General features: G+C 65.6%; 22 protein-coding genes. 13 read left to right on the top strand and 9 right to left on the bottom strand.

The genetic code is table 11. The features are described 5' to 3' along the window. Positions 1-252: 252 nt before the first annotated feature. From FKV25_RS15665 to FKV25_RS15650, 4 genes are all read left to right on the top strand, one after another. Entirely contained in the window at positions 253-1914 is a 1662-nt protein-coding gene (locus tag FKV25_RS15665) for a diguanylate cyclase (protein ID WP_141519718.1), read from the top strand. A gap of 127 nt (positions 1915-2041) precedes the next feature. Beyond that, positions 2042-2491, top strand: a complete 450-nt coding sequence (locus tag FKV25_RS15660) for a hypothetical protein (protein ID WP_141519717.1) — start codon at positions 2042-2044, stop codon at positions 2489-2491. A gap of 120 nt (positions 2492-2611) precedes the next feature. Next, positions 2612-3031 carry a hypothetical protein gene (locus FKV25_RS15655; RefSeq protein WP_141519716.1) on the top strand — a complete coding sequence of 140 codons (420 nt, stop codon included), beginning with the start codon at positions 2612-2614 and terminating at the stop codon, positions 3029-3031. Between the two features lie 28 nt (positions 3032-3059). Beyond that, positions 3060-3410: a VOC family protein gene (locus FKV25_RS15650; RefSeq protein ID WP_141519715.1), complete on the top strand. Its 351-nt coding sequence runs from the start codon at positions 3060-3062 to the stop codon at positions 3408-3410. Positions 3411-3580: 170 nt separating this feature from the next. Here FKV25_RS15650 and FKV25_RS15645 read toward each other — a convergent pair whose 3' ends face one another. The 7 genes from FKV25_RS15645 to FKV25_RS15615 all read right to left on the bottom strand — a co-directional run bounded on the left by FKV25_RS15645 (position 3581) and on the right by FKV25_RS15615 (position 12345). Further along, complete coding sequence (locus tag FKV25_RS15645; RefSeq protein ID WP_141519714.1) at positions 3581-4315, bottom strand: response regulator; 735 nt, start codon at positions 4313-4315, stop codon at positions 3581-3583. After that, on the bottom strand, positions 4312-6981 hold the full coding sequence (locus FKV25_RS15640; protein ID WP_141519713.1) for a sensor histidine kinase: 2670 nt from the start codon (positions 6979-6981) through the stop codon (positions 4312-4314). Before FKV25_RS15640 ends, FKV25_RS15645 begins: the two co-directional genes overlap by 4 nt. Before the next feature lie 94 nt (positions 6982-7075). Then, positions 7076-7678, bottom strand: coding sequence for a potassium-transporting ATPase subunit KdpC (gene kdpC, locus FKV25_RS15635; RefSeq protein ID WP_170218673.1), 603 nt, complete (start codon positions 7676-7678; stop codon positions 7076-7078). Position 7679: 1 nt separating this feature from the next. After that, the gene (kdpB, locus tag FKV25_RS15630) at positions 7680-9764 is read right to left on the bottom strand and encodes a potassium-transporting ATPase subunit KdpB (RefSeq protein ID WP_141519712.1); all 2085 of its coding nucleotides are present in this window, start codon (positions 9762-9764) and stop codon (positions 7680-7682) included. Positions 9765-9768: 4 nt separating this feature from the next. Then, the gene (gene kdpA, locus FKV25_RS15625) at positions 9769-11523 is read right to left on the bottom strand and encodes a potassium-transporting ATPase subunit KdpA (RefSeq protein ID WP_141519711.1); all 1755 of its coding nucleotides are present in this window, start codon (positions 11521-11523) and stop codon (positions 9769-9771) included. A gap of 66 nt (positions 11524-11589) precedes the next feature. Beyond that, positions 11590-11682, bottom strand: coding sequence for a potassium-transporting ATPase subunit F (locus FKV25_RS15620; RefSeq protein ID WP_141519710.1), 93 nt, complete (start codon positions 11680-11682; stop codon positions 11590-11592). 12 nt (positions 11683-11694) lie between these two features. Beyond that, positions 11695-12345: a TorF family putative porin gene (locus tag FKV25_RS15615; protein WP_281286256.1), complete on the bottom strand. Its 651-nt coding sequence runs from the start codon at positions 12343-12345 to the stop codon at positions 11695-11697. Between the two features lie 441 nt (positions 12346-12786). Between FKV25_RS15615 and FKV25_RS16605 the strand changes: the two genes are divergently transcribed. Continuing rightward, a complete protein-coding gene (locus FKV25_RS16605; protein WP_281286255.1) occupies positions 12787-12915 on the top strand; it encodes a hypothetical protein in 129 nt (42 codons plus the stop codon). A gap of 121 nt (positions 12916-13036) precedes the next feature. Here the strand turns inward: FKV25_RS16605 and FKV25_RS15610 are convergent, their stop codons facing one another. Continuing rightward, entirely contained in the window at positions 13037-14038 is a 1002-nt protein-coding gene (locus FKV25_RS15610; protein WP_246072124.1) for a LysR substrate-binding domain-containing protein, read from the bottom strand. Between the two features lie 26 nt (positions 14039-14064). On the opposite strand from FKV25_RS15610, the gene FKV25_RS15605 reads away from it, so the two are divergent. Beyond that, positions 14065-14463, top strand: coding sequence for a RidA family protein (locus FKV25_RS15605; RefSeq protein ID WP_141519709.1), 399 nt, complete (start codon positions 14065-14067; stop codon positions 14461-14463). After that, positions 14460-15611 (top strand): NADH:flavin oxidoreductase, encoded by a 1152-nt coding sequence (locus tag FKV25_RS15600; protein WP_141519708.1) that lies wholly within the window; start codon positions 14460-14462, stop codon positions 15609-15611. Before FKV25_RS15605 ends, FKV25_RS15600 begins: the two co-directional genes overlap by 4 nt. Positions 15612-15866: 255 nt before the next feature. Here the strand turns inward: FKV25_RS15600 and FKV25_RS15595 are convergent, their stop codons facing one another. Further along, on the bottom strand, positions 15867-17492 hold the full coding sequence (locus FKV25_RS15595; RefSeq protein WP_141519707.1) for an ABC-F family ATP-binding cassette domain-containing protein: 1626 nt from the start codon (positions 17490-17492) through the stop codon (positions 15867-15869). Positions 17493-17987: 495 nt separating this feature from the next. On the opposite strand from FKV25_RS15595, the gene FKV25_RS15590 reads away from it, so the two are divergent. From FKV25_RS15590 to FKV25_RS15565, 6 genes are all read left to right on the top strand, one after another. Continuing rightward, positions 17988-18659: a hypothetical protein gene (locus FKV25_RS15590; RefSeq protein WP_141519706.1), complete on the top strand. Its 672-nt coding sequence runs from the start codon at positions 17988-17990 to the stop codon at positions 18657-18659. Positions 18660-18848: 189 nt separating this feature from the next. Then, the gene (locus FKV25_RS15585) at positions 18849-20378 is read left to right on the top strand and encodes an ATP-dependent nuclease (RefSeq protein ID WP_170218672.1); all 1530 of its coding nucleotides are present in this window, start codon (positions 18849-18851) and stop codon (positions 20376-20378) included. 735 nt (positions 20379-21113) lie between these two features. Continuing rightward, positions 21114-22061 (top strand): hypothetical protein, encoded by a 948-nt coding sequence (locus tag FKV25_RS15580; RefSeq protein ID WP_141519704.1) that lies wholly within the window; start codon positions 21114-21116, stop codon positions 22059-22061. Between the two features lie 300 nt (positions 22062-22361). Further along, positions 22362-22685 carry a helix-turn-helix transcriptional regulator gene (locus FKV25_RS16710; RefSeq protein WP_141519703.1) on the top strand — a complete coding sequence of 108 codons (324 nt, stop codon included), beginning with the start codon at positions 22362-22364 and terminating at the stop codon, positions 22683-22685. 11 nt (positions 22686-22696) lie between these two features. Further along, positions 22697-22996: a hypothetical protein gene (locus FKV25_RS15570; protein ID WP_141519702.1), complete on the top strand. Its 300-nt coding sequence runs from the start codon at positions 22697-22699 to the stop codon at positions 22994-22996. Then, positions 22993-24453: a YfjI family protein gene (locus tag FKV25_RS15565; protein ID WP_141519701.1), complete on the top strand. Its 1461-nt coding sequence runs from the start codon at positions 22993-22995 to the stop codon at positions 24451-24453. The genes FKV25_RS15570 and FKV25_RS15565 overlap by 4 nt, the downstream gene beginning before the upstream one ends. The last annotated feature ends 75 nt before the right edge of the window (positions 24454-24528 follow it).

The following is a 24528-nucleotide window of genomic DNA, read 5'->3' as shown; positions in this document are numbered from 1 at the left end:
GGGGTACGGTCGCCGCCGCAGGCCGCCAGCCCCATCCCGGCCACCAGCGCCAGCCCCATCCAAGCCTTGTGCATCCCTCGTCCCCGGTTCCTCGTCCCCGGACTGCATTTTGCATGCCTGCGCCACTGTGGGAAGATGCGCGGGGGTTGTGGCCGCGCCCCGGTGTGAGCGCACGCGTCCCGCGCGGCGCCGGGCATTGGCAGGCAACCGCAGCATCACCGGCGTGGGGACCGGTGACTTACAGGAGATCGCATGTCGCTCAGAGCCTGGCTCGTGTGCGTGTTGCTGTGGGCAGGGTGCCTACCGCACGCATGGGCCGGAGTGGTGGATGCCTCGCGGGTCGGGGAGCTGTCGCTGGGACGCGACCTTCAGCTCCTGGAAGACCCCGACGGCACGCTCGATATCGCCGCGGCGATGCGTTCACGGGACTTCGTCCCGGCCGTCGACGGCCGGACGAACTTCGGCTTCTCCGCGTCCACGTGGTGGGTGCGGATCGATCTCGAGAACCCCTCGCCGCGTCCGGTCTCGCTGGTGTTGCAGCAGGACTACCCGCTGATCGACGAACTCGACCTGTGGCAGGTCCAGGACGGCCGCGTGGTCGGCCACGAGGCGACCGGCGACCGGCGCCCGTTCGCGAGCCGCCCCATCCGCAGCCGCGACTTCCTGTTCCCGGTGACGGTGCCGGCCGAATCCCGCAGCCAGCTGTTCCTGCGCATGCGCAGCGACGGCTCGATGAACATCGGCCTGACGCTGCAGCACACCGTGCCGCTGCTGGAGAGCCATGAAACCCGCCAGCTCGCCTTCGGCCTGTACTTCGGCGGCTTCTTCGTCCTGATCGTCTACAACATCTTCATCTTCCTGGCGGTCCGCGACCGGCCGTTCTTCTACTACCTGCTGTACGTCACCAGCTACGGCCTGTACTTCGCCATCATCGACGGCCTGGCGTTCCAGTTCTTCTGGCCCAACCACCCGGACTGGGGCAACACCAGCCTGCTGGTGATGCTGTCGCTGACGCTGCTGTTCGGCATGCACTTCACCCGCAGCTTCCTCGGCACGCCCCGGCTGACGCCGCGCCTGGACAAGGTCGCCTTCGGGTTGGAGATCCTGTCGGTGGTGGCCTTCGTCGCCGCGTTCGGCTTCAGCTACAACCACGTCATCATCCCCATCTCGTACCTGACCATCGCCATCACCGCGATGATCATCACGATGGGCATCATCGGCCTGCTGCGCGGCGTGGTCGCGGCGCGCTACTTCATGATCGCCTGGGGCGTGCTGCTGTCGGCGGTGCTGGTGTTCATGGCCAAGTCCTTCGGCTGGCTGCCGCACAACGCCTTCACCCAGAACGCCTTCCAGATGGGCTCGCTGCTGGAGATGGTGCTGCTGTCGCTGGCGCTGGCGCACCGCGTGCGCGAGATCAACCGCCAAAGCCGCACCGACGCGCTCACCCAGCTGCCCAACCGCCGCATCTTCGACCAGGCCCTGGAGCGCGAATTCGTGCGCCACGGCCAGCGCGGCGAACCGCTGACGGTGCTGGTCGTCGACATCGACCACTTCAAGCAGGTCAACGACGTCCACGGCCATGCCTTCGGCGACAAGGTGCTGCGGCGCGTCGCCAAGGCCCTGGCCGACGCCCTCGGCGGCCGCCGCATGGCCTTCCGTTACGGCGGCGAGGAATTCGCCATCCTCCTGCCCGGCGAAAGCGGGGCGCAGGCGCGCGAGATCGCCGAGACCCTGCGCCGGGTGGTGCAGGAGCAGACCGCCGCCCTCGCGACGATCACCATCAGCGTCGGCGGCGCCTGCACCGAAGATGCCGACTTCGACCACCCCAACGCCCTCTTCGGCGCGGCCGACCACAGCCTGTACGCCGCCAAGCGCGGCGGCCGCAATCGCGTGGTGTTCCACCCGGCGGCCTGACGCCTGCGCCGCGTACCACGCTGCGCAGGCGCGTGCTTCACTGTCGGCACGGACACGGTCACGAACAGGGAGAGCGGCGCGGATGCGGACAAGGCCAAGGCGCGGAACGGCACGTGGACGCACGGCGGTGATCGGTCCCGCAGGCGGGCGACTGTTCTGTGTCGTCGCCGCCCTGTGGGTGCTTGCTACGCTGGCCGCCTGTACCCACACGCCGACGCCCCAGATGCGCGACCCGATCCACCTGCCGGCGAAGGCGGAACCGCCCTTCCAGATGCTCGACGAAGCCGACCCGCGTTACCCCAGCGCAACGGCGGCACCTCCGGGGATGGCCTTGCTCCATATGCAGCTCGCGCGCCGCTTCCCCGAACTGCTCTCCAACAGGGTGGCGCTGACGCTCGTGTCGAACGCACCGATCCTCGCCGCCGACGCGACCTACCAGCGCCTCGTCGTCGAACTGCGCGACACCGCCGCCGCCAGCGCCGCGGGCCCCTGCCGGCAGACACTCCACGTCTGGCTGGACCCGTCCGGCGCACCCGTGGACACCTACCCCGTGGCGAGCGACTGCCCGGCGCGTTGAGCGCCCCTTCGGCGACCGCGCGCCCGCGGATGCGGCGTCAGCACGGCCTGCTATAGTCAAGACAGCCGCTCGCGGCCGGACTCACGACGACATCCGGCCCTGCACAAGGGAGAAGATGCAATGGACAGACAGCTTGCGACCGGAACGGTCGTTTTCATGGTGCTCGCCGCGGCGCTCTATGTCGCGGGCGACCTGCTTCTGCAAGCCCTCGGGCTCGATTCCAGCCTGGGCATGGCGGCCCATCTGCTCGTCCCGCCACTCGCCCTGTGGGCCGCGCGCCGGTCGGGCCGCGTGACGCCGCTCTCGATCCTGCTTGCCAGCGTGCTGCTCGCGATCGCGGTGGCGTGGATGATCTTGCGCAGCCTCGATGGCGTCGTGCACGTGACGGGAGGCGCGTTCGGCTGGCTCGACCTGCTCCAGCGCGAAACGCTGCTGGGCATGGGCGCCCTGGTCATCGCCCCGCAAGTCTGGCTCCTGTTCTTCCGCTGGCTGGACCGGCGCGGTGACGGCGCAACGCGGCTGGTCGCCGGCGGCGCGTGAAGCGAGCGGGCGCGCGAGGAAGCCGCGCATGAAAGTCCGCCGCATCGTGTCCAACATCGCCGCCACCGACACGGCCGCGGGCCGCGCCTTTTACGGCGAGCTGCTCGGTCTGGACACGCTGATGGACCACGGCTGGATCGCCACCTACGGCACGGACGAAACCGCACGCGTGCAGGTCAGCGTCGCGACCGAAGGCGGCAACGGCACCCCGGTGCCCGACCTGTCGATCGAGGTCGACGACCTCGACGAAGCCCTCGCCCGCATCCAGGGCGCCGGCCACCGCATCGTCTACGGCCCGGCCGAGGAACCCTGGGGCGTACGCCGCTTCTACGTCCGCGACCCCTACGGCAAACTGCTCAACATCCTCGAGCACCTCTGACCCGAGGCCATGCGGTTGGGGGCTTGCACCAGCATGACCATCACCGCGCAGTAGCGGCCCTCACGGGTCACAACGAGCCTCGCCGTCGTGGACGGGCGGCATGCGCCAGCGCGATCAGCCCGACATCCGCGGACCCGCGTGAAACGCCCATCGCATTGCCAACGCGGAACTCAGGTCCCGGAACCCCTTGGAGCGACAAGCCTCAATCCCACCCCCAACTCGGTCACTATCCAGCGCGGGGAAGCCGGATCATCGCCCAGCTTGTGGCGTAGCTTGCCAACCAGGATGCGCAGGTAATGGGTATCGTCCTCGTGGGTCGGGCCCCAGACTTCGCGCAGGATCTGCGGCTGTGTGACGACGCGGCCCGCATGCTGGACCAGCAATGCCAGCAAGGCATATTCCTTGCGGGTGAGCACGAGCGGTTTGCCTGACAACAGGACCTCCCGGCGGGCCAGGTCGACGCGAAGCATACCGTCGTCGTACACCGGCGCCGTGTCGGCGGGTGCGGCGTGAGTCCGAAGCAGGGCGCGGACACGTGCCATCAGTTCCTGCACGCCGAAAGGCTTGGTCACGTAGTCGTTGGCGCCTGCGTCCAGGCCCATGACCTTCTCCTTCTCGCCCGAGCGCACGGTCAGAAGGATCACCGGCACCGAGGACCACTGCCGCAGTTCGCGCAGCACATCGTGACCGTCGCGGTCGGGCAGACCCAGGTCGAGGATGACCAGGTCGGCTCCGCCGGTCGCCAGCATCTCCAGTCCTGCGCCACCGGAACCGGCGAGCGAAACCGCATAGCCTTGCGCGCGCAGGCTGATGTCCAAGAACTTACGGATCTGGGGTTCATCGTCGATGACCAGAATATGCACAGGTGGCGCCGTACCCTGTGCTGACGGGATGGATGGGGTCATGGGACCGTGCGAGGCTCGGGTTCGATCCGTGGAATCGTAATCCTGATGACTGTACCGCGACCATCCGCGCCCGGCAGCGCCGCAACGCTGCCGCCATGCGCGCCGATCATGCCTTGGCAGATCGCCAGCCCCAAGCCGGTGCCCTGGCGGCCGCGGTCACCACGCTCGACGCTGTAGAACATGTCGAAGATCCGCTTGCGCTCGTCTTCGGGAATCCCGGGGCCGTGGTCGTGGATGTCGATGCGCAGGCTGCCGGCAGGCGTGTCGCCATCGATCCTGCGTGCGTCCACTTCCACGGCTTCGCCAGGTGGCGAGAACTTGACGGCATTCTCCAGCACATTGAACAGGGCTTGTTCGACGAGGGCCGGGTGCACCCAGAGCGGTTCCAGGCCGGGTTCCACTGCAATTTCGAACCTAGCCCCTGGCTCGCACCGTTGCAATCGCGAGACGGCCGAACCGATCAGCTCGTCAACGCCGATCCAGTCGCGGTTGAGGGTCAATCCGCCGTGTCCAAGCCGGGTCATGTCGAGCAGGTTCTGGATGTAGCGATCGAGCCGCTCGCCCTCGACCCGGATCGTTTCCAGCAGTGCGTGGCGATCTTCGCGGTTCAGCACCTCGGCATAGCTGTCGAGGCTGCTGGCCGCACCGATGATGACCGATAGCGGCGAGCGCAGATCATGCGACACCGAGGACAGCAACGCCGAACGCAATCGTTCGGTTTCGCTGCTCACCCGGGCATCTTCCAGGTCGGCGACCAGCCGGGTCCGGACGATGGATTGGGCGATGTCCTCGATCATCGTCTCGGCGAGGCGGCGCTGCTCGATGCCGAGGTGATGTACGTGCGAAGGGAATCGCAGGCCGACCACGCCGTTCGCGTTCCTTGCGATCTTCATCGGCAGGAACCACCACTCCGAGCCGGTGAGCGTATCGGTGAAGCGTCCCGCCATCTCACCGTGCTGGACGACCCAGGCGGCTGCCACGCGGTCCTTGTCGCCCAGGCTGGGAACATCTGCTCCCTGCGACCTTTCGGGACCTGCCTCGATCACGACCTCCGCGCCAAGAGCTCGATGCAACGCTTCACGACCGGCCTGCAGGACCTGGCCCAGATCTGCGGCAGCGGCGAGTTGCCGGCCCAACGTCTGCAGCGTTGTCGCCTGCGCATTGGCCGCACGCAGCGCCAACACCTGCATGCGCAGTTTCGATGCCAGCCGCCCCGCTACCAGCGCGGCCACCAGGAACAGGACGACGGTTACCACGCCCTGCCGCGCGCCGATATAGAACGTGTAACGCGGCTCGATGAAGAAGAAGTTGTAGGCGAGAAAGCACAACGTCGCCGCAATCACCGCCGCCGTCATCCGCGTGCGTGCGGCCACCAGCAGCACGGCGACGATGAACACCATCGACAGATCGGTCAGCCCAAGCCAGAGTTCACCGATGGCGCCGAGCGCAGTCCCGGCGGCGGCGGCGGCTACCGCCCAGATCGCGTCATAACGTCCCAGGTAATTGCCCAGGCCGCGCAATGAACGGCGGGCCCGGGCGCGCGCTTCGGGCGGACTGATGATGGTCAGCTCGAAATGCGCACCGCGCTGGAGCAGTTGTTGGGTGATGGTGCGATTGAACATCCGTGCGAACGGTCGTTCGCGGGTACGACCGAGCACGAGGGCGCTGGTGCCGATCCGGTTGGCGTGATCCAGCAGCGCGTCGACCACGCTGTCGCCATGCACGACCGCCGTATCGCCACCGAGTCGACGGGCGATCGCGAAGGCACGATCGAGTTCCAGTTGGCGGATCTCGTCCGGCACACCGCCAGTCTGTACGGTGACCACGGTCCAGGGCGCATCACGCCGCTCGGCAAGGCGGCGCGCGACACGCACCATGTACTCGGACTGCCCGCGACCGTCGATCGCGACCATCACCCGGCGGCGGATCGGCGTGCCGGGCAGGCCGCGCGCGCTCTGCGCCTCGCGCAGGTCGACGTCGACACGGTCGGCGGCGGTCTGCATCGCCAGTTCGCGCAGGGCGGTCAGGTTACTGGGCGAGAAGAACGCCTTGAGCGCATGCGCAGCCTGATCCGGGACGTAGACCTTGCCCTGGTGCAGGCGTTCGATCAGCTCGCGCGGCGGCAGGTCGACCAGGACGATGTCGCGCAGGCGGTCGAACATCGTGTCCGGCACGGTCTCGCTGACCCGAATGCCGGTGATGCGGTGGACGACGTCGTTGAGGCTTTCAAGATGCTGGATGTTGATCGTGGTATGGACGTCGATGCCGGCATCGAGCAGCTCAACCACGTCCTGCCAGCGCCGTTCGTGGCGGCTGCCCGGCACGTTGCGGTGGGCCAGCTCATCGACCAGGGCGAGTTGCGGCTTGCGCTTGAGCAGGGCGTCGAGGTCGAGCTCCTCCAGGGTCCGACCGCGGTACTCGATGCGCTTGCGCGGCATGACCGTGAGCCCTTCGAGCAGGGCGGCAGTTTCGCTGCGGCCGTGAGACTCCGCGATACCGACCACCAGGTCGACGCCGCGCCGTTTCAATTCGCGCGCGCGCGCGAGCATGGTGTAGGTCTTGCCCACCCCGGGCGCGGCGCCGAGGAACACGGTCAGGCGGCCGGCCCGTTGCCGGTCCAGTTCGCCGATCAGGGCGTCAGCCTGGGCACTACGGGATTCGCTCATGGGGACATTGTGCGGCACGCGATGGCCCGACCGGGAGCGCACCCGACCGGGCCGATGGAGGAAATGCGAGGGTTGGACACGCCTTCAGGGTAGGTCAGTCAAGGGCGTCCAACGCCAGGTTGAGCTGGACCACGTTGATGCGGGGCTGCCCGAGCATTCCCCAGGTCGGCATCTCGGTGTGTTCGGCAACCAGCGCGGAAACCTGGCTTTCGGTCAGGCCACGCTCGCGCGCGACGCGCGCGATCTGTACGCGCGCACCTTCCGGGGACAGGTGCGGGTCGATGCCGCCGCCCGACTGGGTGACCAGTTCGCCGGGGACCTCCGCCTCTGAGATGCCTTCACGCTGCGCCACTTCCGCCGTCAGCGCCGCGATGCGCGTGCGCAGCTCGGGGTTGGTGCGGGCCTGGTTGCTGCCGGCCACGCCCATCGGGTCGTAGTCAGCCGCCGATGGCCGCGGATGGAAGTAGCGCGAATCGGCGAAGGGTTGCGCGACCAGCGCCGAAGCGCGCGCCTGGTCGTCGACCACGACCAGGCTTCCGGTGGCCTGGTGCGGGAACAGCATGCGCCCGAGCACGGTGCCGGCCAGCGAATACAGCAGGCCGAAACCGATCAGGACGATCGCCGTGAACACGATCATCGTGCGTGGTTTGACGTGATCATCCAATGCCGCGGCATGGTGGTGAGTGGTTTTCGTCATCTCAGGCTCCGAAGGTCACGAGGACCAGGTCGATCAGCTTGATGGCCACGAACGGCAGCAGCACGCCACCCAGTCCGTAGACCAGCATGTTCCGGCGCAGCAGCGACACCGCCGAGGCCGGTTTGAAGCGCACGCCCTTCAGCGCCAGCGGGATCAGCGCCGGGATCACCAGGGCATTGAAGATCAACGCCGACAACACCGCATTGGTCGGGCTCGACAACTGCATGACATTGAGCCCCGCCATCGACGGAATGGCGGCAGCGAAAAGTGCCGGCAGGATCGCGAAGTACTTCGACACATCGTTGGCCAGCGAGAACGTGGTCAGCGCGCCGCGGGTGATCAGCTGCTGCTTGCCGACCTCGACCACCGCCAGCAGCTTGGCCGGATCACTGTCCAGGTCGACCATGTTGCCGGCCTCCTTTGCCGCCTGGGTGCCGGAGTTCATCGCCAGGCCGACATCGGCCTGCGCCAGTGCCGGGGCATCGTTGGTACCGTCGCCCACCATCGCCACCAGCCTGCCGGCGGCCTGCTCACTGCGGATACGGGCGAGCTTGTCCTCGGGCCGGGCTTCGGCAATGTAGTCGTCGACGCCCGCCTCGGCGGCGATCGCGGCAGCGGTGAGCGGGTTGTCGCCGGTGATCATCACCGTCCTGACACCCATTTCCCGCAGACGGGCAAAGCGCTCCTTGACCCCGTGCTTGACCACGTCCGACAGCTCGACCACGCCCAGCACATAGCGGCCATCGGCCACGACCAGCGGGGTGGCGCCGCCTCGCGCGACCTGTTCGACGCGGGCAGCAAGCTCCGCAGTGACCTCTCCGCCAAGGGCCCGCACGTGGGCAGAAACCGCGTCCACCGCGCCCTTGCGGATCGTCCGCGGCTTGTTGTCGACGCCGAGCAGGTCGACACCCGACATTCGCGTCTGCGCGGTGAACTGCACGTAGTGGGCCCGCTCGGGTTCATTCACCCGGCTGCCCTGTTCACGGGCGAGGGCGACGATCGATTTGCCCTCCGGGGTCGGATCGGCCAGTGAAGACAGCAAGGCCGCGTCGCGCAACTCGGCGGCATCGACGCCGGCCAGCGGATGGAACGCGGTCGCCTGGCGGTCGCCGTGGGTGATCGTGCCGGTCTTGTCGAGCAGCAGCACATCGACGTCGCCGGCGATTTCCACCGCCTTGCCCGACTTGGCCAGCACGTTCGCCGACAACGCCCGGTTCATGCCGGCGATGCCGATCGCCGGTAGCAGGCCGCCGATGGTGGTCGGGATCAGGCACACCAGCAGCGCGATCAGCAGCAGCGGGTCGAGCTGCGCACCGACGAACCCGGCCAGCGCCGGCAGGGTCGCGACCACGATCAGGAAGGTCAGGGTCATCGCCGCCAGCAGCATGGTCAGGGCGATCTCGTTCGGCGTTTTCTGCCGGTTGGCGCCCTCGACCAGGGCGATCATGCGGTCGAGGAAGCTGTGCCCCGGCTCCGCGCTGACGCGGACGATGATCTCATCCGAGAGTACCCGGGTGCCACCGATCACGCCGGAACGGTCGGTACCGGCCTCGCGCAGCACCGGAGCCGATTCGCCGGTGACCGCAGCCTCGTTGATGGTTGCCAGACCTTCGATGATCTCGCCGTCGGCGGGCACGAACTCCCCCTCGGACACGATCACCCGATCACCGGGCCGCAGGGCCGAGGCGGCCACACGCGATTCGCCGGCGTTTTGGTCGCTGCCGTCCAACCGGCGGGCGATCAGATCCCGTCGCGCTGCCCGCAGCGAGGCCGCCTGGCCTCGGCCGCGGGCCTCGGCAATGGCCTCGGCGAAGTTGGCGAACAGCACGGTAACCAGCAGGATCAGGGTCACCACCAGGCCGAAGCCGGCGCTGCCGGACCCGAACGCGGCAATCAGGGCCGACAGCACGGTGCCGAGCAGCACCACCGCCATGACCGGGCTTTTCAGCGCCTGCCGCGGCGACAGCTTGCGGAAGGAATCGACCAGCGCCGCACGGATCGCGGTGCGGTCCAGCCCCGCCAGCGACTGCCGACGGGCTGTACCCAGGTGGGATTGAGCGGATGAAGGGAGTTGAGTCACGTTCATTACCTCACGGGCCGGCGACCGGAATGCCGGTCAGGGCCAGGTGTTCGGCGACCGGCCCGAGCACGAGGACCGGCATGAATTGCAGGATGGTCAGTACGACGACCAGGGCGATCAGGGTCAGGGCGAAGGTCGGCGTCTCGACCCGCAGCGTGCCGCTGCCTTCCGGCGCCACCCGCTTGCGCGCCATCAACCCGGCCACGGCCAGCGGCACGATCAGCGCCGGGTAGCGGCCGAGGATCAGCAGGAGCACACAGGTCAGGTTCCACCATGGCGTGGCGTCGCCGAGGCCTTCGAAGCCCGAGCCGTTGTTGGCGAACGCCGAGGTGTACTCGTAGAAGACCTGGCTGATGCCATGGAAACCGGGGTTGGAATTGCCGGTCAGCGCCGGCACCGCAACGGTGACGGCGGTGAAGCCGAGCAGCACCAGCGGCTGCAGCAGGATCAGCAGGGCAAGCAGACGGACCTCGGGGGCCTCGATCTTGCGGCCGAACAGCTCCGGCGTGCGCCCGGTCATCAGCCCGGCCAGGAACACGCTCAACAGCAGATAGACCAGGAACTGCTGCAAGCCGCAGCCGACACCGCCCCAGATGCTGTTGATCAGCATGTTGGCGATGAACACGCCGCCGGTCAGCGGCGCCTCCGAATCGTGCATCGAGTTGACCGAGCCGTTGCTGGTCTGGGTGGTCAGCGCCCCCCACAGGGCGGAGGCATCAGCACCGAAGCGCACCTCCTTGCCTTCCATCAGTGCCGGATCGGCGGTGGTGCCCGAGTGGCCCTCGGACCAGATCGCGGCGCCGCCGGAGACGATCGACATCAGCAGCATGCTGCCGAACACCAGCGCGGTCAGGCGCCGGCGTCCGGTGAAGGCGCCCGCCATGAAGGTCAGCGAAACCGGGATCAGGATGATCGCCAGTGTTTCCAGCAGATTGGAGAACGGGGTCGGGTTTTCCAGCGGTACCGAGCTGTTGGGGCCGTACCAGCCGCCGCCGTTGGTGCCCAGTTGCTTGGCCGCGACCATCGGTGCGACCGGGCCGAGCGGGATCTTCTGCTCGGCCATGCCCGCGCTGGCGTCGATCGGTACTACCGTCGGGCCGCCCTGCAGCGTTGCCGGCACACCCTGCGAGGCCAGCAACACCGACCACAGCAGGCACAACGGCAGCATGAAGCGCAGCGTGGCGCGGGTCACGTCTACCCAGAAATTGCCCAGGTCCCGTGGCGCACCCTCATCCATCCGTGCAGCAGCGAATACGGGTTGTGCCCCGGCTTCCCTTCGCACGGCGCCTCCGCGCCCGCCAAACAATCCGCGCAACGTCGCCACCACCAGCGCCAGGCCCATCATCGGGGTGACCACCTGCAGACCGACGATGGCGACCCCTTGCGACAGGTAGCTCAGCTCGGCCTGGCCGGAGTAATGCTGCTGGTTGGTGTTGGTGAGGAACGACACCATCGTGTGCAGCGCGGTGTCCCAGCGCATGTTCGGGATGGTGTCGGGGTTCAACGGTAGCCAGGCCTGGGTCATGAACATCACCCACACCACCGCACCGAGCGCCAGATTGCTCAGCAGGAAGGCCTTGGCGTAGCCGCGCCAACTCATGCCGCGCCCGGGCGAGGTGCCGAGCGCCTTGTAGACGATCCGCTCGACCGGCACGAACACCGTGTCCAGACGCGAGCGGTCGCCGCGCATCACGCCGGCGAGATAGCGTCCGAGCGGCCAGCCGAGGGCGACCGCCAAGACCAGTACGAGAACAGCTTCAATCATGATCGTTTCCTTGACCGGCCGAGGCGGTCCGCACGCCGGCCGGGGTTGTGATGCAGTGGCACCGGATCAGAAGTCTTCGGGACGCAGGATCACGAACAGCAGGTAGGCCGCCGCGGCGATCACCGAAAGTCCACACACGAATGCGAGCCAACTGGGCATGGAGCGTCCTCCTCAGAACGAAGCCTGCACCGCCGCTTCGATGCGGCTGCCGGCGAGCTCGTCGCCAAACATGCGCTCGGCGGCGGGGTCGGTGGCATGGGCGGTCAGACGCAGCTCGAAGGGTGCTTTCACTTTCCAGACCGCGCTGGCCTGGGCGTGCCAGTAGCTGTCGTCGTAAACGTCGTCGAGTGCGTAGTAGCCGGCCGCCGCTTCCAACGCGAGGGTTTCGCCGACCAGGAAACGGGCGCCGAGCTGCGTATAGACGCCGTCGCCATCGCTGCCCAGTGCCTCGGGCGAGTAGCCCAGCGCCAGCCAGTAACGGTCGGCATAGGTCAGCCTGCCGTTGAGCTCGGTCCAGTTCAGATCGACCGTGGTCGACGGATAGCGGTAGTGCAGCAGGTTCACGTCCAGCGACCAGGCGTCCGACAGCACGGCCGCCCAGCCCAGGGTCAGATCGAGTTCGCTGCTGGCATGGGTCTCGGGGCCGAACTCAACGTTCGAACCCCAGACCGAGCCGTAGAAGCCTGGATCGCCCGAGAGCGTGAAGCCGGCCTGCACCGCTGGATCACCCTGGGTCTGGGTGGTTCCCCGCCAGACATAGTCGGACGTCAGGGCCACCGAGCCGCCAGCCGTAACGGCTTGGGCCGAGGTGCCGAGGGTCAGCAGTCCGATAGCAGTACAGGAGGCGAGCAGATGTGCTGGTCGGGAGCGGGAGATATCAACACGGGAACGGATGAAGCGCATGTCAGGCAACGATGGCGAGGCCGGATCAGCCACGCCGGAAATTCTCGGCCGCTACCTCGTAAAGCTTCCATGCCGAGAGGGGGACCTGCGCATAAAAACGTCGTAAAAGTTTGCCAGCCGTCCTCGGAACCTCGGATTTTGCTTTGTTGCTGGACAAATGGGAGCGATCGGCCGGGGCCCGAAGAGCGTCCGTGACGACGAGCCGGCGCGTCCACCGGGTAGATCGTCGGCGACCAGATCAGTCTGACGGAAATGCGTCCGTCGGCGTTTCGACCGGCGCACGGACACCCCAAAGCCGCGAGCGGGCCCGATTGCCAGAGCCCCCTCGTCGATCCCCGGGATGGCACGCGACTGGTCCTGATGCGCTCGAGCAACGGCGCCGGCGACTATCGCCCGGACTCGATACGCTACGGCCTCACCATCAGCGAACTGCTGCGCGTCGACTGCCGCAGCGGACGTCCCCTCGGCGCGGTACCGGCCGAAGGCTGAGGGCGCGCCACGATCCCGGGATGGCGCAGACCATCCGCGAGACCCGGCCAGGCGCCGACGCTCGTCCACCTGGGCGCTGGCGTCCTGTCCAGCACAAGGCGAGCTCGCAGCGTCCCTGCTTCTATCGCGCCATTGGCACCTGGTGACGTAGCCAGTCCATCACTGCGGTGACCGCAGCCCCCGGGTGGCTCTTGGCGCGTGTCACCAGGTGGTAGGTGTAACCGGAAACTTCGGGCCCGAAGGGCTGCATCAGTCGCCCGGCGGCGATTTCGTCGGCGACCAATGCCTGGCTGAGCAGCGCGATGCCCTGTCCGGCCACTGCCGCCTGGATCGCATGGCTCTCGTCGGAATACCGCAACTCCGCCTGCGTGGCGCGCCATTCGATGCCGGCTTCCGCATGCCACCGCGTCCAGGTGGGGTTGTCCGGCGATGCCTTCTGCCAGTCGAAGTGGATGAGTGGAGATGCCGCCATGTCCGCGTGCGAGCGCACGGGGAGCATCGGATTGATCACCGGGATGTACGCGTCGGCGAACAACACCTCGCTGCGACTGCCGGGGTATGGCCCCTTGCCATAACGGATGGCGACGTCGAACGCGTGACTGGCCAGGTCCACCACCGCATCGGAGGCATGCAGTTGCAGATCGATGTCCGGATGCTCGGCCCGGAAGCTCGCCACGCGTGGCACCAGCCACTTCGCCACGAAGGCATTGGTCGCGGAAATGGTCACCCGTTCTCGTCCGGCGGGCGCCACGAGCCGGCGGATCGCGACGTCGAACATGTCAAAGCCCTGCTGCAGCACCGGATACAGCTGCAAGCCGGCGGGCGTCAGCGATACCTGCCTGACCTGGCGGTCGAACAGCCGAAGCCCGAGGTAGTCCTCGAGCGCGCGGATCCGGTGGCTCACGGCGGTGGGCGTGACCGCCAGCTCGGCGGCCGCCTGCTTGAAGCTCCCGTGACGCGCGGCGGCCTCGAACGCGCGTAGCGCGGACATGGGCGGGAGGCGGCGGGCAGGCGACGTCATGGATGAGAAATTATCACCCATCGAGTGATTAATCATCGTTTGTCGGCTTATTCCACGAGGTTCACGATGCAGGGCAAGGGGATATCGATGAATTCGAATCACCCGACAGCCACCACCGAGGACCCGACATGCGCGAACACATCACCACCGTACCCGACCACTACGCGCCGTACCTGCTGTCCCAGGGCATCCGCTTCGGCGACCTGCTCTTCATCTCCGGCCAGGCCGCCGGGGGCGACGACGGGAAGATCGTCGCGGGCGACTTCCTGACCCAGGGCCGCCAGGCCTTCGCCAACCTGTCACGTGCATTGGAGGCGGGCGGCTCGAGCCTGCATGACGTCATCAAGGTCACCATCTTCGTCACCGACATGGGCCACTTCCAGGACGTGGTGCAGCTGCGGCGCGAGTTCTTCTCCGCGCCGTATCCGGCGGACACCATCGCCGAGATCAGCGCCCTGTACGACCCCAGGGCCATGATCGAGATCGAGGCCATTGCCGCGGTCACCCGGGCGTCGGCAGCCGCATGAACGCCGACCCCCTCTCCTTGCCGGGCACGCCCAGCGCCGATGCGCTCCTGGCCCCGCACGCGCTCGGACGGCTCACGCTGCGCAATCGCCTGGCCGTCGCGCCGATGACCCGCGTCACCGCTACCAGCGATGGCTTCCCGAGCGGGACGATGGCGCGCTACTACGAAGGCTTCGCCAAAGGCGGCTTCGGCCTGGTGATCAGTGAAGGCCTCTACACCGACACGGCCTTCGCACAGGGCTACCTGAACCAGCCCGGCCTTGCCGAAGACGCCCAGGCCCGTGCCTGGGCGCCGATCACGGCCGCCGTGCGGGCGAACGGCGCCCGGATGGCCGCACAACTGATGCATGCCGGCGCCCTGCGCCAGGGCAATCGCTTCCGCGATCATGCCGTCGCACCATCGGCGCTGAAGCCGAAGGGCAAACAGATGGCGTTCTACCACGGCCAGGGCGCGTATGCCCTGCCGCGGGAGATCACCGGGGAGGAGATCGAGGATGCCATCGCGGGCTTCGCCCACAGCGCCCGACGCGCGGTGGAAATCGCGGGGTTCGATGCCGTCGAGATCCACGGCGCCAATGGCTACCTGCTGGACCAGTTCCTCACCGCCGGCACGAATGCGCGCACCGATCACTGGGGCGGCCGCATGAGTGAGCGCGTGAGGCTGCTGGTGACGGTCGTCCAACGCGTGAAAGAGGCCGTGGCCGGCAAGGCACCGGTGGGCATCCGAATCTCGCAAGGCAAGGTCAACGACTTCCATGCCAAATGGAGTGGCGGCGAGCGCGATGCCGAGGTCGTGTTCAGCGCCCTCGCCGATGCAGGCATCGACTTCCTGCACGTCACCGAGTTCCAGGCCTGGCAACCCGCATTCGAAGGCCGTGGCGCCACACTCGCGGAGCTGGCCCGGCGCCATGCCCCTGCGGTGCCGCTCATCGTCAACGGCGGCCTGCACGACATCGAGCGCGCGCGCGACGTGCTTGACCGGGGCGCCGACCTCGTCGCGATGGGGCGTGGCGCATTGGCCAATCCGGACATGCCGCGACTGCTTGAGCGGGGCATGCCGCTACGCGAATTCGACAGCACGATCCTTGGACCGATCGCGGACATCAAGCCATCCGAGCTGGCGCTCAGGGCGCGCGCGGCCAGTGCCTAGGAACGCCGATGCCATGCAAAGCGCCGCCGCTCCCTGTATCTCGACGCGACCGTCTATTCGAGCTTGAGTGGCAGGCGTGGCGCCTTTGGAAGCGTGTGTCGCATACGCGGGGGCCACCGCCGGGCCGACTCGAGGGTCGGCCAATGCACACGATCCGCAAGCGTTGCCGTGCGCATGCACTGCAAAGCGGCCGCCCGCTCGGCGCGCTACCAGCCGAACGCTGAGGGCACGCCGGGGGCCGCGATCAGACTTGGACTAATCTCCCTCGTCGGCGAGCCCCTCCGTCGTCAGCCGCATGCGTCGCGTGGGCTGGATGGACGCCAGGAACCGCTCGTCGTGGCTCACGACCACCATCGCGCCCTCGTGGTTCTGCAGCAACTGCTCCAGTTGCAGGACGGCATGCAGATCGAGGTTGTTCGTCGGCTCGTCCAGCAACAGCAGCTGGGGCGCCTCGTCCGCATGCAGCACGCAGCCGAGCGTCGCGCGCAGGCGTTCGCCGCCGGACAAGGCGCCCGCGGGCAAGCGCATGCGGTCGCCACGGAACCCCAGCCGGGCCAGGACGTCCGCACGTTCCTGCGACGACAGGCGCGGTGCCTTGCGCGCGAAGTTCTCGATCAGGGACAGTTCGGGCCGCAACTGGTCCAGGCGCTGGCTGAGGTAGGCCACGCGGGTCGTGCCGACGCGGCGCTCGCCCGAGGCCGGCGTCGCCTCGCCCGCCAGGAGTCGCAACAAGGTGGTCTTGCCCACGCCGTTGTCCCCGGAAAGAGCGATCCGCTCCGGACCGCGAATCGCCAGGGTCACGCCGCGGTCGGCCCACAGGGGACCGTCCTCGCCCTGCGCCTGCAGCCGCTCGACGCTCAGCACGTGTTGCGTGGGCCCCACGTGGGTGGCGGGCAGGGCGAAGCGAGGCAGGACCGGCGAGGACGCCGCCTCCTCGGCCCGGCGCAGTGCATCGCGCACCTGCTCGACGCGATCGCCGTGTACGCCCGCAGCCCGGGCGGCGGACACTTCGGCCCGACGTGCCAGCGTACCGGCAACGATCTTCGGCAAGCCCGCATCGGGGGCCTTGCGCGCGGCATTGGACGCGCGCCGCTCCGCGCGCTCGCGGGCCTGCTGCATCTCGCGCTTCTCGCGTCGCACTTCCTGGCGCAGGTGCTGCACCTGCTGCTCCGCCGCCGCCTGCTCGCGCTCGGTGACGGCGCGATAGGCGCTGTAGCCACCCCCGACGATGCGAAGGCGCGCGGGCTGCAGTTCCGCGATCGACTGCATGCCGTCCAGCAACTCGCGATCATGGCTGGCCACGACCAGGCAGCCGCGAAAGGCCTCGATCGCGGTCCGCAGGCGCTGGCGCGCGGTACGGTCGAGGTGATTGCTGGGCTCGTCCAGCAGCAGGACATCGGGCCTGCGCAGCAGCTGCGCGGCCAACCTCAAGGCCATGGCCTCGCCACCGCTGAAGCACGCCACCGCCCGCTCCAGCGGGACGTCGTGCAGGCCGAAGGCCGCCAACTGCGCGGCGATGCGCTCGCGCACGTCCCAGTGGCCATCCGCACGCTCCAGCAGCAGCGGATCGGCAGATCCCGCGAGTACCGCGTCCACCGCCCGTAGCGCCTCGGCGACCCCCAGCAGATCGGCGACCGTCGCCTGGGCAGCCCCGCTCCAACGCTGCGGCAGATAACCCAACCGGCCAGCGACCTCGACCGTACCGGACCGCGGCACAAGCTCGCCCGCGATCAGGCGCAGCAAGGTCGTCTTGCCGGCCCCATTGGGTGCCACCAGACCCACCCGCGACGGACCGAGGGCAAACGAAAGATCGGCCAGGACGGGCGTGCCGTCGGGCCATGAAAACGAAAGATGGGAGACGCGGATGCGTGCACCGGACATGGGTTCCTCCTGTGTCGCCGAAGCATGGCGAACAACGGTCAAGACACCCGGCAACACCGGGCGGCTCATGCATTCAGGGGAACGGGGCGATCACACGTCGCGTGGACTCCGGGGGAAACTGCAGGGGCGACTATTGTGGCAGCACGGAGGGCGAGGGGGATGAACGTTAGGCACTGGGTCAAGCTGGACGCACTCATGTCGCCTTTCACACCCATACCTCCCCTCTAGGCTGGCAGCCCCCTCGCGATATGCTTCTCCTCCAATGAGCCTCGGGTGAGCACTGGGTGGCCTCGCCATGGCCGCTCCCCGCCCCAAGCCGAGACTCGACGCAGGAGCCATGGCGAGACAACCACATGGAGAGCGTTGCGCCAACGTCCGCAGTCGACCCATAGCGGACATTGCCAAATGCGGCCGTGAAGCTCGCCGTCCCGAGGACAGGGCAGCATCCTTTTTCTGGCTCGGGGGCTGCGGCACACTACTTCCCAAGGGGGAACCATGGCCGATTCGAAGAACCTGCGCGAAAGCGCAAGCGACGCCCTGAAGGTGCTGCATCAAACGCGCAATACGCTGTCCGACATGGGGCATATCGGCTCGGAACGAACGGCGACGGTTCTGCCGCTGGTACTGGCCTCGATGGGCACGGCCGAGGCGATCTACGCCTTGCTCATCAATCAGCCAGAGAAATCCTGGGTGGCCGCGCTCATCATGCAGCGCGCCCAGATGGAATATGTACTGCGCGCAGCGTTCTTTGCTAAGGCTGCCAACGACAAGGAGATCGCTCGCTTCCGTCGCAAAGGCAAAATGCCCAACCGCGGCAAGAATCAGATCTACGTCGCCGATGTCGCCAAAGAAGCAGCACAGCACCTTGGTTGGGACGAGGAAAAGCTGCTACGTGCGGTCAAAAGCCATTACAGGGATCTATCGGGTCTGGTCCACGGGGGCAAGGAAGTCTTGGCCATCTATACCCAGCACGATGCATGGGGTGACATCACCATAGAGTGGGACGAGCTAACCCATGCGGTGGACAACATTCTGGTGTTCGCGCAATTGGCGCTCGGCGCGGCTATGTCACTTTCACCTCTGGATGCCGAGGCCATGGATCGCTTGGTGCGTCCCTCTTATGAAGCAGCCCATGCCTACTTCGGGCAACGCGGGCCGGAAGTGTAGGGGTAAGCGTTGGAGGGATAGAGGAAATCCCTTCGGGGTTCTTGATCAGCGGCCACGATATGGCGCCATCGAAGTGCGGACAACCGCTCCTGACCGGAGGGCGCTAATCCTCGGCGCAGCCCTGCCTTGTTTCCCTCGGACTGCGGCTCAATATAACCATGCCACATACATTTAACTTCGGAGTTCCCTTTGAGCTTTTTGAAGACACTCTCGATTGCGGGGTATCGCGGCTTCAAGGAGCCCTGCGTGATTCATCTGGCCGTGCCCAAGAGCCAAGACGAGGGCAGTGGTCTGACGGTCATTACCGGCGCCAATAACTCCGGCAAGTCCACCGTGATTGAAGCGCTGCGAGCGCGATCAGGTCACCATACGCCGAGCTTCTCAGAGGGGATTCGTAATAAGGATGCGGATTTCGTGCGGATCGTTTACGAGTTTGAGAAGCGATCCGAGGGAGAGGACGACCAAACCGGCCTCGTCGAACCTCGGACCGAGGTGATCGAGAGCCAGACCGCAGGCAGCAGCCAATCGGTTCATACAATAGATGGTATTGATGCCCCGAATCGCCAGCATGGAGCAGATCCGATCCACGTGGTTCCTTCGCGCCGGGGCTTTCAGCCGTATTTTGGGCGTGCACATGGAACGTTGCAGGACTATCAACGACAGGACGGCTTACCTGCCCGCCGGATGGCGGAGCTTTCATCGTTCGAGATGCGGCTCTTCGATATTGAGAAAGACCCGAGCAAGTTCAACAGGTTGCTCGGTGAGCTTCTAGGATACACCCCGAAGTGGACCATCGATCAGTCATCGGAGGGCAACCACTACATTCGTCTGCGCAATGGGACTGCGAGCCACTCCAGCGACGGCGCGGGGGAAGGCATTGTCAGCCTGTTCTCCATCGTCGATGCACTCACGAGCGTCCCTCCCGGCGGTATCGTCGCTATTGACGAGCCCGAACTGTCCCTCCATCCGGCAATCATTCGACGCCTTGTGCGAGCCATCGTCCGGTTGTCTGCCGAAAAGCAGATCGTCGTTGCGACGCATTCCCCGTACTTCGTCGACCCCGCGGCGATCGCCCAAGGCGCTGCACTTGTTCGGGTTACCTCCGAGGGCGGAAGCTCGAATGTCTACCAGCTCAGTGACCAAGGCCGAGTAGCACTCAAGAAGATCCACGATCCAGAGAGCCCAAATACCAAGGCGCCACACACTTTTGGTCTGGATGCCCGTGAGCTGTTCTTCCAGGATGACGGCATCGTGCTCACCGAGGGCCAGGACGATGTGATGCTCTACCCGGTCGTGGCGCGCCAGCTACCGATCGGCCGTGTTCCGGGCCAACTGTTCGGCTGGGGCGTCGGCGGCGCCGGGAACATGCGACACCTCTGCCGTCTCCTGCAGGACATGGGCTACAAGAAGGTGGCCGGACTTCTGGACAACGATCAGGTAGCGACCTTGCCCGGGCTCGAACGGGATTTTCCGGGATACAAGTTCTTCGCGATCCCGGCCAAGGACGTGCGCGACAAAGATGCTGTGGGCGCACGACCCGCGGTGACTGGCTTGCTCGAAAACTCCAGGGACCTGCGCGAGGAATATCGTGAGCCGATGGTGTCAATTTTCGAATCGCTTCGGGCAGCATTCGAAAGTGAAGCGACCCAAGCTCCGATCTCGGATGATGGGAAGGTTGATGCCGAGCGACCGCTTGGGGACAAGTTGACCGGGGGGTAGTCTGCTGGTGCTGATCGACCGACGTCGGCTGTTGGCCGATCGCGGCCATGACACGCTCCTGCCCGGTGGGGGCAGACCAGACCGCTAAACCAGCGATCACTTGAGGTTGCTTGGTGGCCCACCACCAATCCCATTGAGCAACCTAACTTACTGATACTGCGGGATTGTGATGGTTGCCACACCTGATGGTTACTCACTTGCTTACTCACAAGCTACGGGGCGTCCCTTCCGTGCCGGCTACCCGGCGCATCGGGGCTGCTGCAAGAAAAAACGATAGTTGCCTGTTCGTGCAAGTGTCACTGCACTCAGTCGCACCCCTTCTGACGACGATCGCGTCCTCCGCCGCGCCGGGCTATCGTGGCTGTCAGGGCCCGTAACTGAAGGTGTTCGCCAAGCTCTTCAACCGGCTGTGTCACCCGTGCCTGGGCGAGAGGCGCATCGCGGCGGCGATAGGTACTACCGCCATCGTGTGTTGCATCGGCGCACTCTAGCCGCGCTGAACCGGGGTACGGATAACGTTCCAGTACATCTGTGGCTCGCTCCCTTCCGTCCCTGGCGACAACAACCTACTACCTCTCTCGGCCAGCCTGGCCGGGAGTGGGCGGCGCCGCTAGCCAGCTAAGCCCCCTCTACCCGCTTGCGGGACTCTGTCACGCGACCGTAGCTGCTAATGGGCGCGGCAACTTACGATACTGCTGGTGGTCGAATACGTCAGTTCTTACTAGGCCAGATAAAATGGAAAACATACCTTCTTTACAAGAAAGCCTCACTGGCAACGACCCGATCACACACTTCTTCTACGAGTACGAAGGTCCGAGGTCCGTCGAGCAGACGCTACTCATTGAGAACGCCATCGTTCTCTGGCACGAAGCCGTCTACTCAAATAACACGCATGACAATGCGTACATTTGGGAGCACGCGAAGTCGCTAGTTTACGCGCCGCAACCTACGCCAAGTCATTCTTGGGTAGAGTGGCTGCGACAGCAAATCACTCTCGGGTCTGAGGTGCCTCCGATGTGGGACAGCCGGAAGGCCTTTCCGTACAAAGGGCTATTTATTTCGGCCATCTATCTACATGAGGCACGACGCTTGTGTGGACAAGGAGAGAGTGATCGCGCATGGCACATTGTTGCAATGGCTTATTACCACCTTGGTCTAAGCACCCCTCATTCGACCATTCAGAACACCGCGAAGGCCGCTCAGCTCATGCATGCTGCCCGCACAGAGAAGCTTAGAGGCATGGTGGTTGGGACGCTTGATGCGATTGAAAAAAACGGGGCAGAAGACAGCATTGAAGGTGCGAAAAACCGGGTTGTAGAGATACTACGTAAAGTTGCGGCAAAAAACCCTGAAGTCGCCAGCTGGCTGGCTGAGTTCGATGCAATGGTGTCTGACAAAGTAAAAGGGCGCACCGCAGCAAAACATAAGAATGACGTTTTTGACCGCATACGAAACCTCCTAGACAAATGGGCTCTACCCAGCGGCCCGTATCCGGAAATCTCCAAAGCATTCTCGGCTTTCAGCAAGCGCACCCGCAAGCTAGAAGGTAACAATCATGTCCCGCGCGCGGAAACCACTGAGGGCATCGAGCTGGACGACTCTGACTTCTATCTCCGACTCGTACACTACCTGGGAGACGAGTTCCGACTGACGGTAAAGGTTTCGCGGAGCGAAGCCCCGTAGCCCCCGCTTCTCATTTTACCCATAGGTGTTTCCCTCTTGAGCTTGACGCTCAGGGTGGGTGCATCGACGACTCGCCTGGGAAGGGCGTTCATGCCTCTGCCGGAGACCGGTCATGGACTGCGAGCGTTGCTGTCGTGACCACCATGGACCGGGTTCGCACACCCGCGGAGCGCCCACTTTGCATGCCTGGCCGCCATAGACCTGCGCTTACCCCTTCTGCATGCAGACACGGGTGTGTTGGCCGACGATGGCAAATAACTTTCGTGACGCTGCAATGTCGCAGCGTTACGGAAGCATGCAATGAACACCACTTTTCACGCTCATTCGCAGCACCACCAGGTCACTTGCGATGAAAGGTCCGCGCTCTCCGGGTCGTCGCCTGGTCCGCTGGATCTGCGCTCGCTTGAGTTGCAGCGGGCCATCCGGCTGCCGGAGGTCCTCCGCCTGACGGGCCTGAGTCGGAGCACGTGGTACGCCAAGCTCAACCCTCGTGACTCTGCTTACGACCCCGAAGCCCCCCGCCCCTTCAAGCTCGGGGCATCCTCCGGCTCGCCGTCGGCGTGGTGGGCGTGGGAGGTAATCGCTTACCTGCAGGCAAAGTCTGAGACTCGGCAGGCACGGTGAGGAGGACGACCATGACGAAGATGATTAACGAAACGTCGTCCATCCAGACGGACCTGGACACCACTGCCCGCAACGTCGCCGATAAGCTGAAAGCGCTTCAGCCGAATGCGCAGCACCGAAAGACCCAGCTTTTTGAATTGCTGTACCCGACCATCGTCGAGATGCTGGACCAGAAGGTCACTCAGAAGGCGATCCTCGAGGTTCTGGCAAGCGAAGGCTTGAAGCTGCATCCCGCCCGCTTCAAGGAGTTGATGTCGGCAGAGGCGGAGAAGTTGTCTCGGCACTCGGGCGCGAAGGAGGGTGTGAAGTGACTTACTCCCGCCTCTCCCACGCCTATCCGACTCATGCGATGTACAGCGATGTCAGGGAGGCAATTCTTGAAGTGCAAGGCAACCTTCAGGCACCTGACGCGCTGATTGCAGGTTCGTTCCTCACCGCGATGTCCATCGCATCCCAAGGTGACGTGGACGTTGAACTTCCGACCGGCCAGGTTCGTCCTGTCTCTCTCAGCATCCTGACTGTCGCGGACTCCGGCGAGCGCAAGACGGCCACCGATAACATCGTCTGTGCGCCCATTTACGATCACGACGCGCGTATGGCACAGGAGCACGCCAGCGCGCTGCTTGAGTATCACGCTGATCTTCGTTTATGGGAGGCGAAGGACTCGTCGATTCAGCGCAAGATCGGCAAGGCCCTGACCGACTATGAGCAGGCCTCCGAGCAGCAGTTGCGCGAAGAATTGATCTCTCATGAGGCGTGTAAGCCGATCAGACCGGCAAAGGCCCGCATCGTTCATCAGAACATCACCGAACGCCCGTTGATCGAGGCGATGCAGGGCGATGGCAAGTCAATTGCGATCCTCAGCGATGAAGGTGAGATTGTCTTGAAGGGCGGCGCCATGCGCACGTTCGGCACCCTCAATAAAGCCTGGGACGGCCCGAAGACGCTGCCGCTGGACCGCGTCGACGACAACGTCGAGGTGCGGAACCCTCGCTTGACCATCAGCATGATGGTTCAGGAGAAGGTGTTTAGCGCCTTCATGGACAAGCGAGGACACGCGGCTCGTGGATCAGGGCACCTCGCGCGCTACCTCGTAGCGTACCCGCCGTCCACCCAGGGCTTCCGGTTCACGTCACTCGATCAGCCGATTTGGGAACGCCTGCCGAGGTTCCACTCGCGGGTCAGTGAGCTCCTTGAGGCCAGTCATGCACGCCGCGCCTCGGGCGACCACACGCGCCGAGCACTTTCCTTCACAGCTGAAGCGAAGGAACTGTGGGTGCAGACGCAGAACACGATGGAACCGCGCCTGCGTGACGGTGGCGACCTCGTCAGCGTCCGCGATTTCGCATCAAAGTCGATGGAGATCGCTGGGCGTGTAGCAGCGATTCTCCATCACTTCAGCGCTCAGGAAGGTGTGTTGATAACGATGGAGACCCTGCATCGAGCTCTCGACATCGTGGGGTGGCACTTTCAAGAGTTCGTCCGCTTGTTCGGCGACAGCAACGACGAGCCTGAGCAGCACAGGGACGTCCGCGCGCTGGCGATGTATCTGTGGCGCCGCTACTGGACTGCGGGCTACACGGCGGCTGTTCGGAATGAAGTTCGCAAGTGCGGCCCGATTCGCGACCAGCGACGGTTCGAGCTGGCCCTGCACCAGCTGTGGATGGAGGGCTCCGTCCAAGTGATGCACGAAAACGCGGTTCGTGGCAAGGGGAGGCTCTGGATCCACCTCAACCCGACTGTGTTCAGTCAGGTCACCGCCGGCTAGCGATTCCAGTCGAGCCAGCGAGTCCGCCCCGCTCAAGATCGAAGCGGACTCGCTGGCTGCCGCGAGGTGTTACGG

The sequence above is a fragment of the Marilutibacter aestuarii genome, from assembly GCF_006546775.1.
GTDB lineage: Bacteria > Pseudomonadota > Gammaproteobacteria > Xanthomonadales > Xanthomonadaceae > Marilutibacter > Marilutibacter aestuarii.
The sequence above is the reverse complement of the archived record's forward strand: the minus strand, read 5'-3'. Positions and strand labels throughout refer to the sequence as shown.

Excerpts from the sequence above, each read along its gene's own strand:
- FKV25_RS15665 (WP_141519718.1), top strand. The coding sequence starts at position 253 with ATGTCGCTCAGAGCCTGGCTCGTGTGCGTGTTGCTGTGGGCAGGGTGC.
- FKV25_RS15655 (WP_141519716.1), top strand. The coding sequence starts at position 2,612 with ATGGACAGACAGCTTGCGACCGGAACGGTCGTTTTCATGGTGCTCGCC.
- FKV25_RS15650 (WP_141519715.1), top strand. The coding sequence starts at position 3,060 with ATGAAAGTCCGCCGCATCGTGTCCAACATCGCCGCCACCGACACGGCC.
- FKV25_RS15645 (WP_141519714.1), bottom strand. The coding sequence starts at position 4,315 with ATGACCCCATCCATCCCGTCAGCACAGGGTACGGCGCCACCTGTGCAT.
- FKV25_RS15640 (WP_141519713.1), bottom strand. The coding sequence starts at position 6,981 with ATGAGCGAATCCCGTAGTGCCCAGGCTGACGCCCTGATCGGCGAACTG.
- kdpC (WP_170218673.1), bottom strand. The coding sequence starts at position 7,678 with ATGACGAAAACCACTCACCACCATGCCGCGGCATTGGATGATCACGTC.
- kdpB (WP_141519712.1), bottom strand. The coding sequence starts at position 9,764 with ATGAACGTGACTCAACTCCCTTCATCCGCTCAATCCCACCTGGGTACA.
- kdpA (WP_141519711.1), bottom strand. The coding sequence starts at position 11,523 with ATGATTGAAGCTGTTCTCGTACTGGTCTTGGCGGTCGCCCTCGGCTGG.
- FKV25_RS15620 (WP_141519710.1), bottom strand. The coding sequence starts at position 11,682 with ATGCCCAGTTGGCTCGCATTCGTGTGTGGACTTTCGGTGATCGCCGCG.
- FKV25_RS16605 (WP_281286255.1), top strand. The coding sequence starts at position 12,787 with ATGCGCTCGAGCAACGGCGCCGGCGACTATCGCCCGGACTCGATACGC.
- FKV25_RS15605 (WP_141519709.1), top strand. The coding sequence starts at position 14,065 with ATGCGCGAACACATCACCACCGTACCCGACCACTACGCGCCGTACCTG.
- FKV25_RS15600 (WP_141519708.1), top strand. The coding sequence starts at position 14,460 with ATGAACGCCGACCCCCTCTCCTTGCCGGGCACGCCCAGCGCCGATGCG.
- FKV25_RS15595 (WP_141519707.1), bottom strand. The coding sequence starts at position 17,492 with ATGTCCGGTGCACGCATCCGCGTCTCCCATCTTTCGTTTTCATGGCCC.
- FKV25_RS15590 (WP_141519706.1), top strand. The coding sequence starts at position 17,988 with ATGGCCGATTCGAAGAACCTGCGCGAAAGCGCAAGCGACGCCCTGAAG.
- FKV25_RS15580 (WP_141519704.1), top strand. The coding sequence starts at position 21,114 with ATGGAAAACATACCTTCTTTACAAGAAAGCCTCACTGGCAACGACCCG.
- FKV25_RS16710 (WP_141519703.1), top strand. The coding sequence starts at position 22,362 with ATGAACACCACTTTTCACGCTCATTCGCAGCACCACCAGGTCACTTGC.
- FKV25_RS15570 (WP_141519702.1), top strand. The coding sequence starts at position 22,697 with ATGACGAAGATGATTAACGAAACGTCGTCCATCCAGACGGACCTGGAC.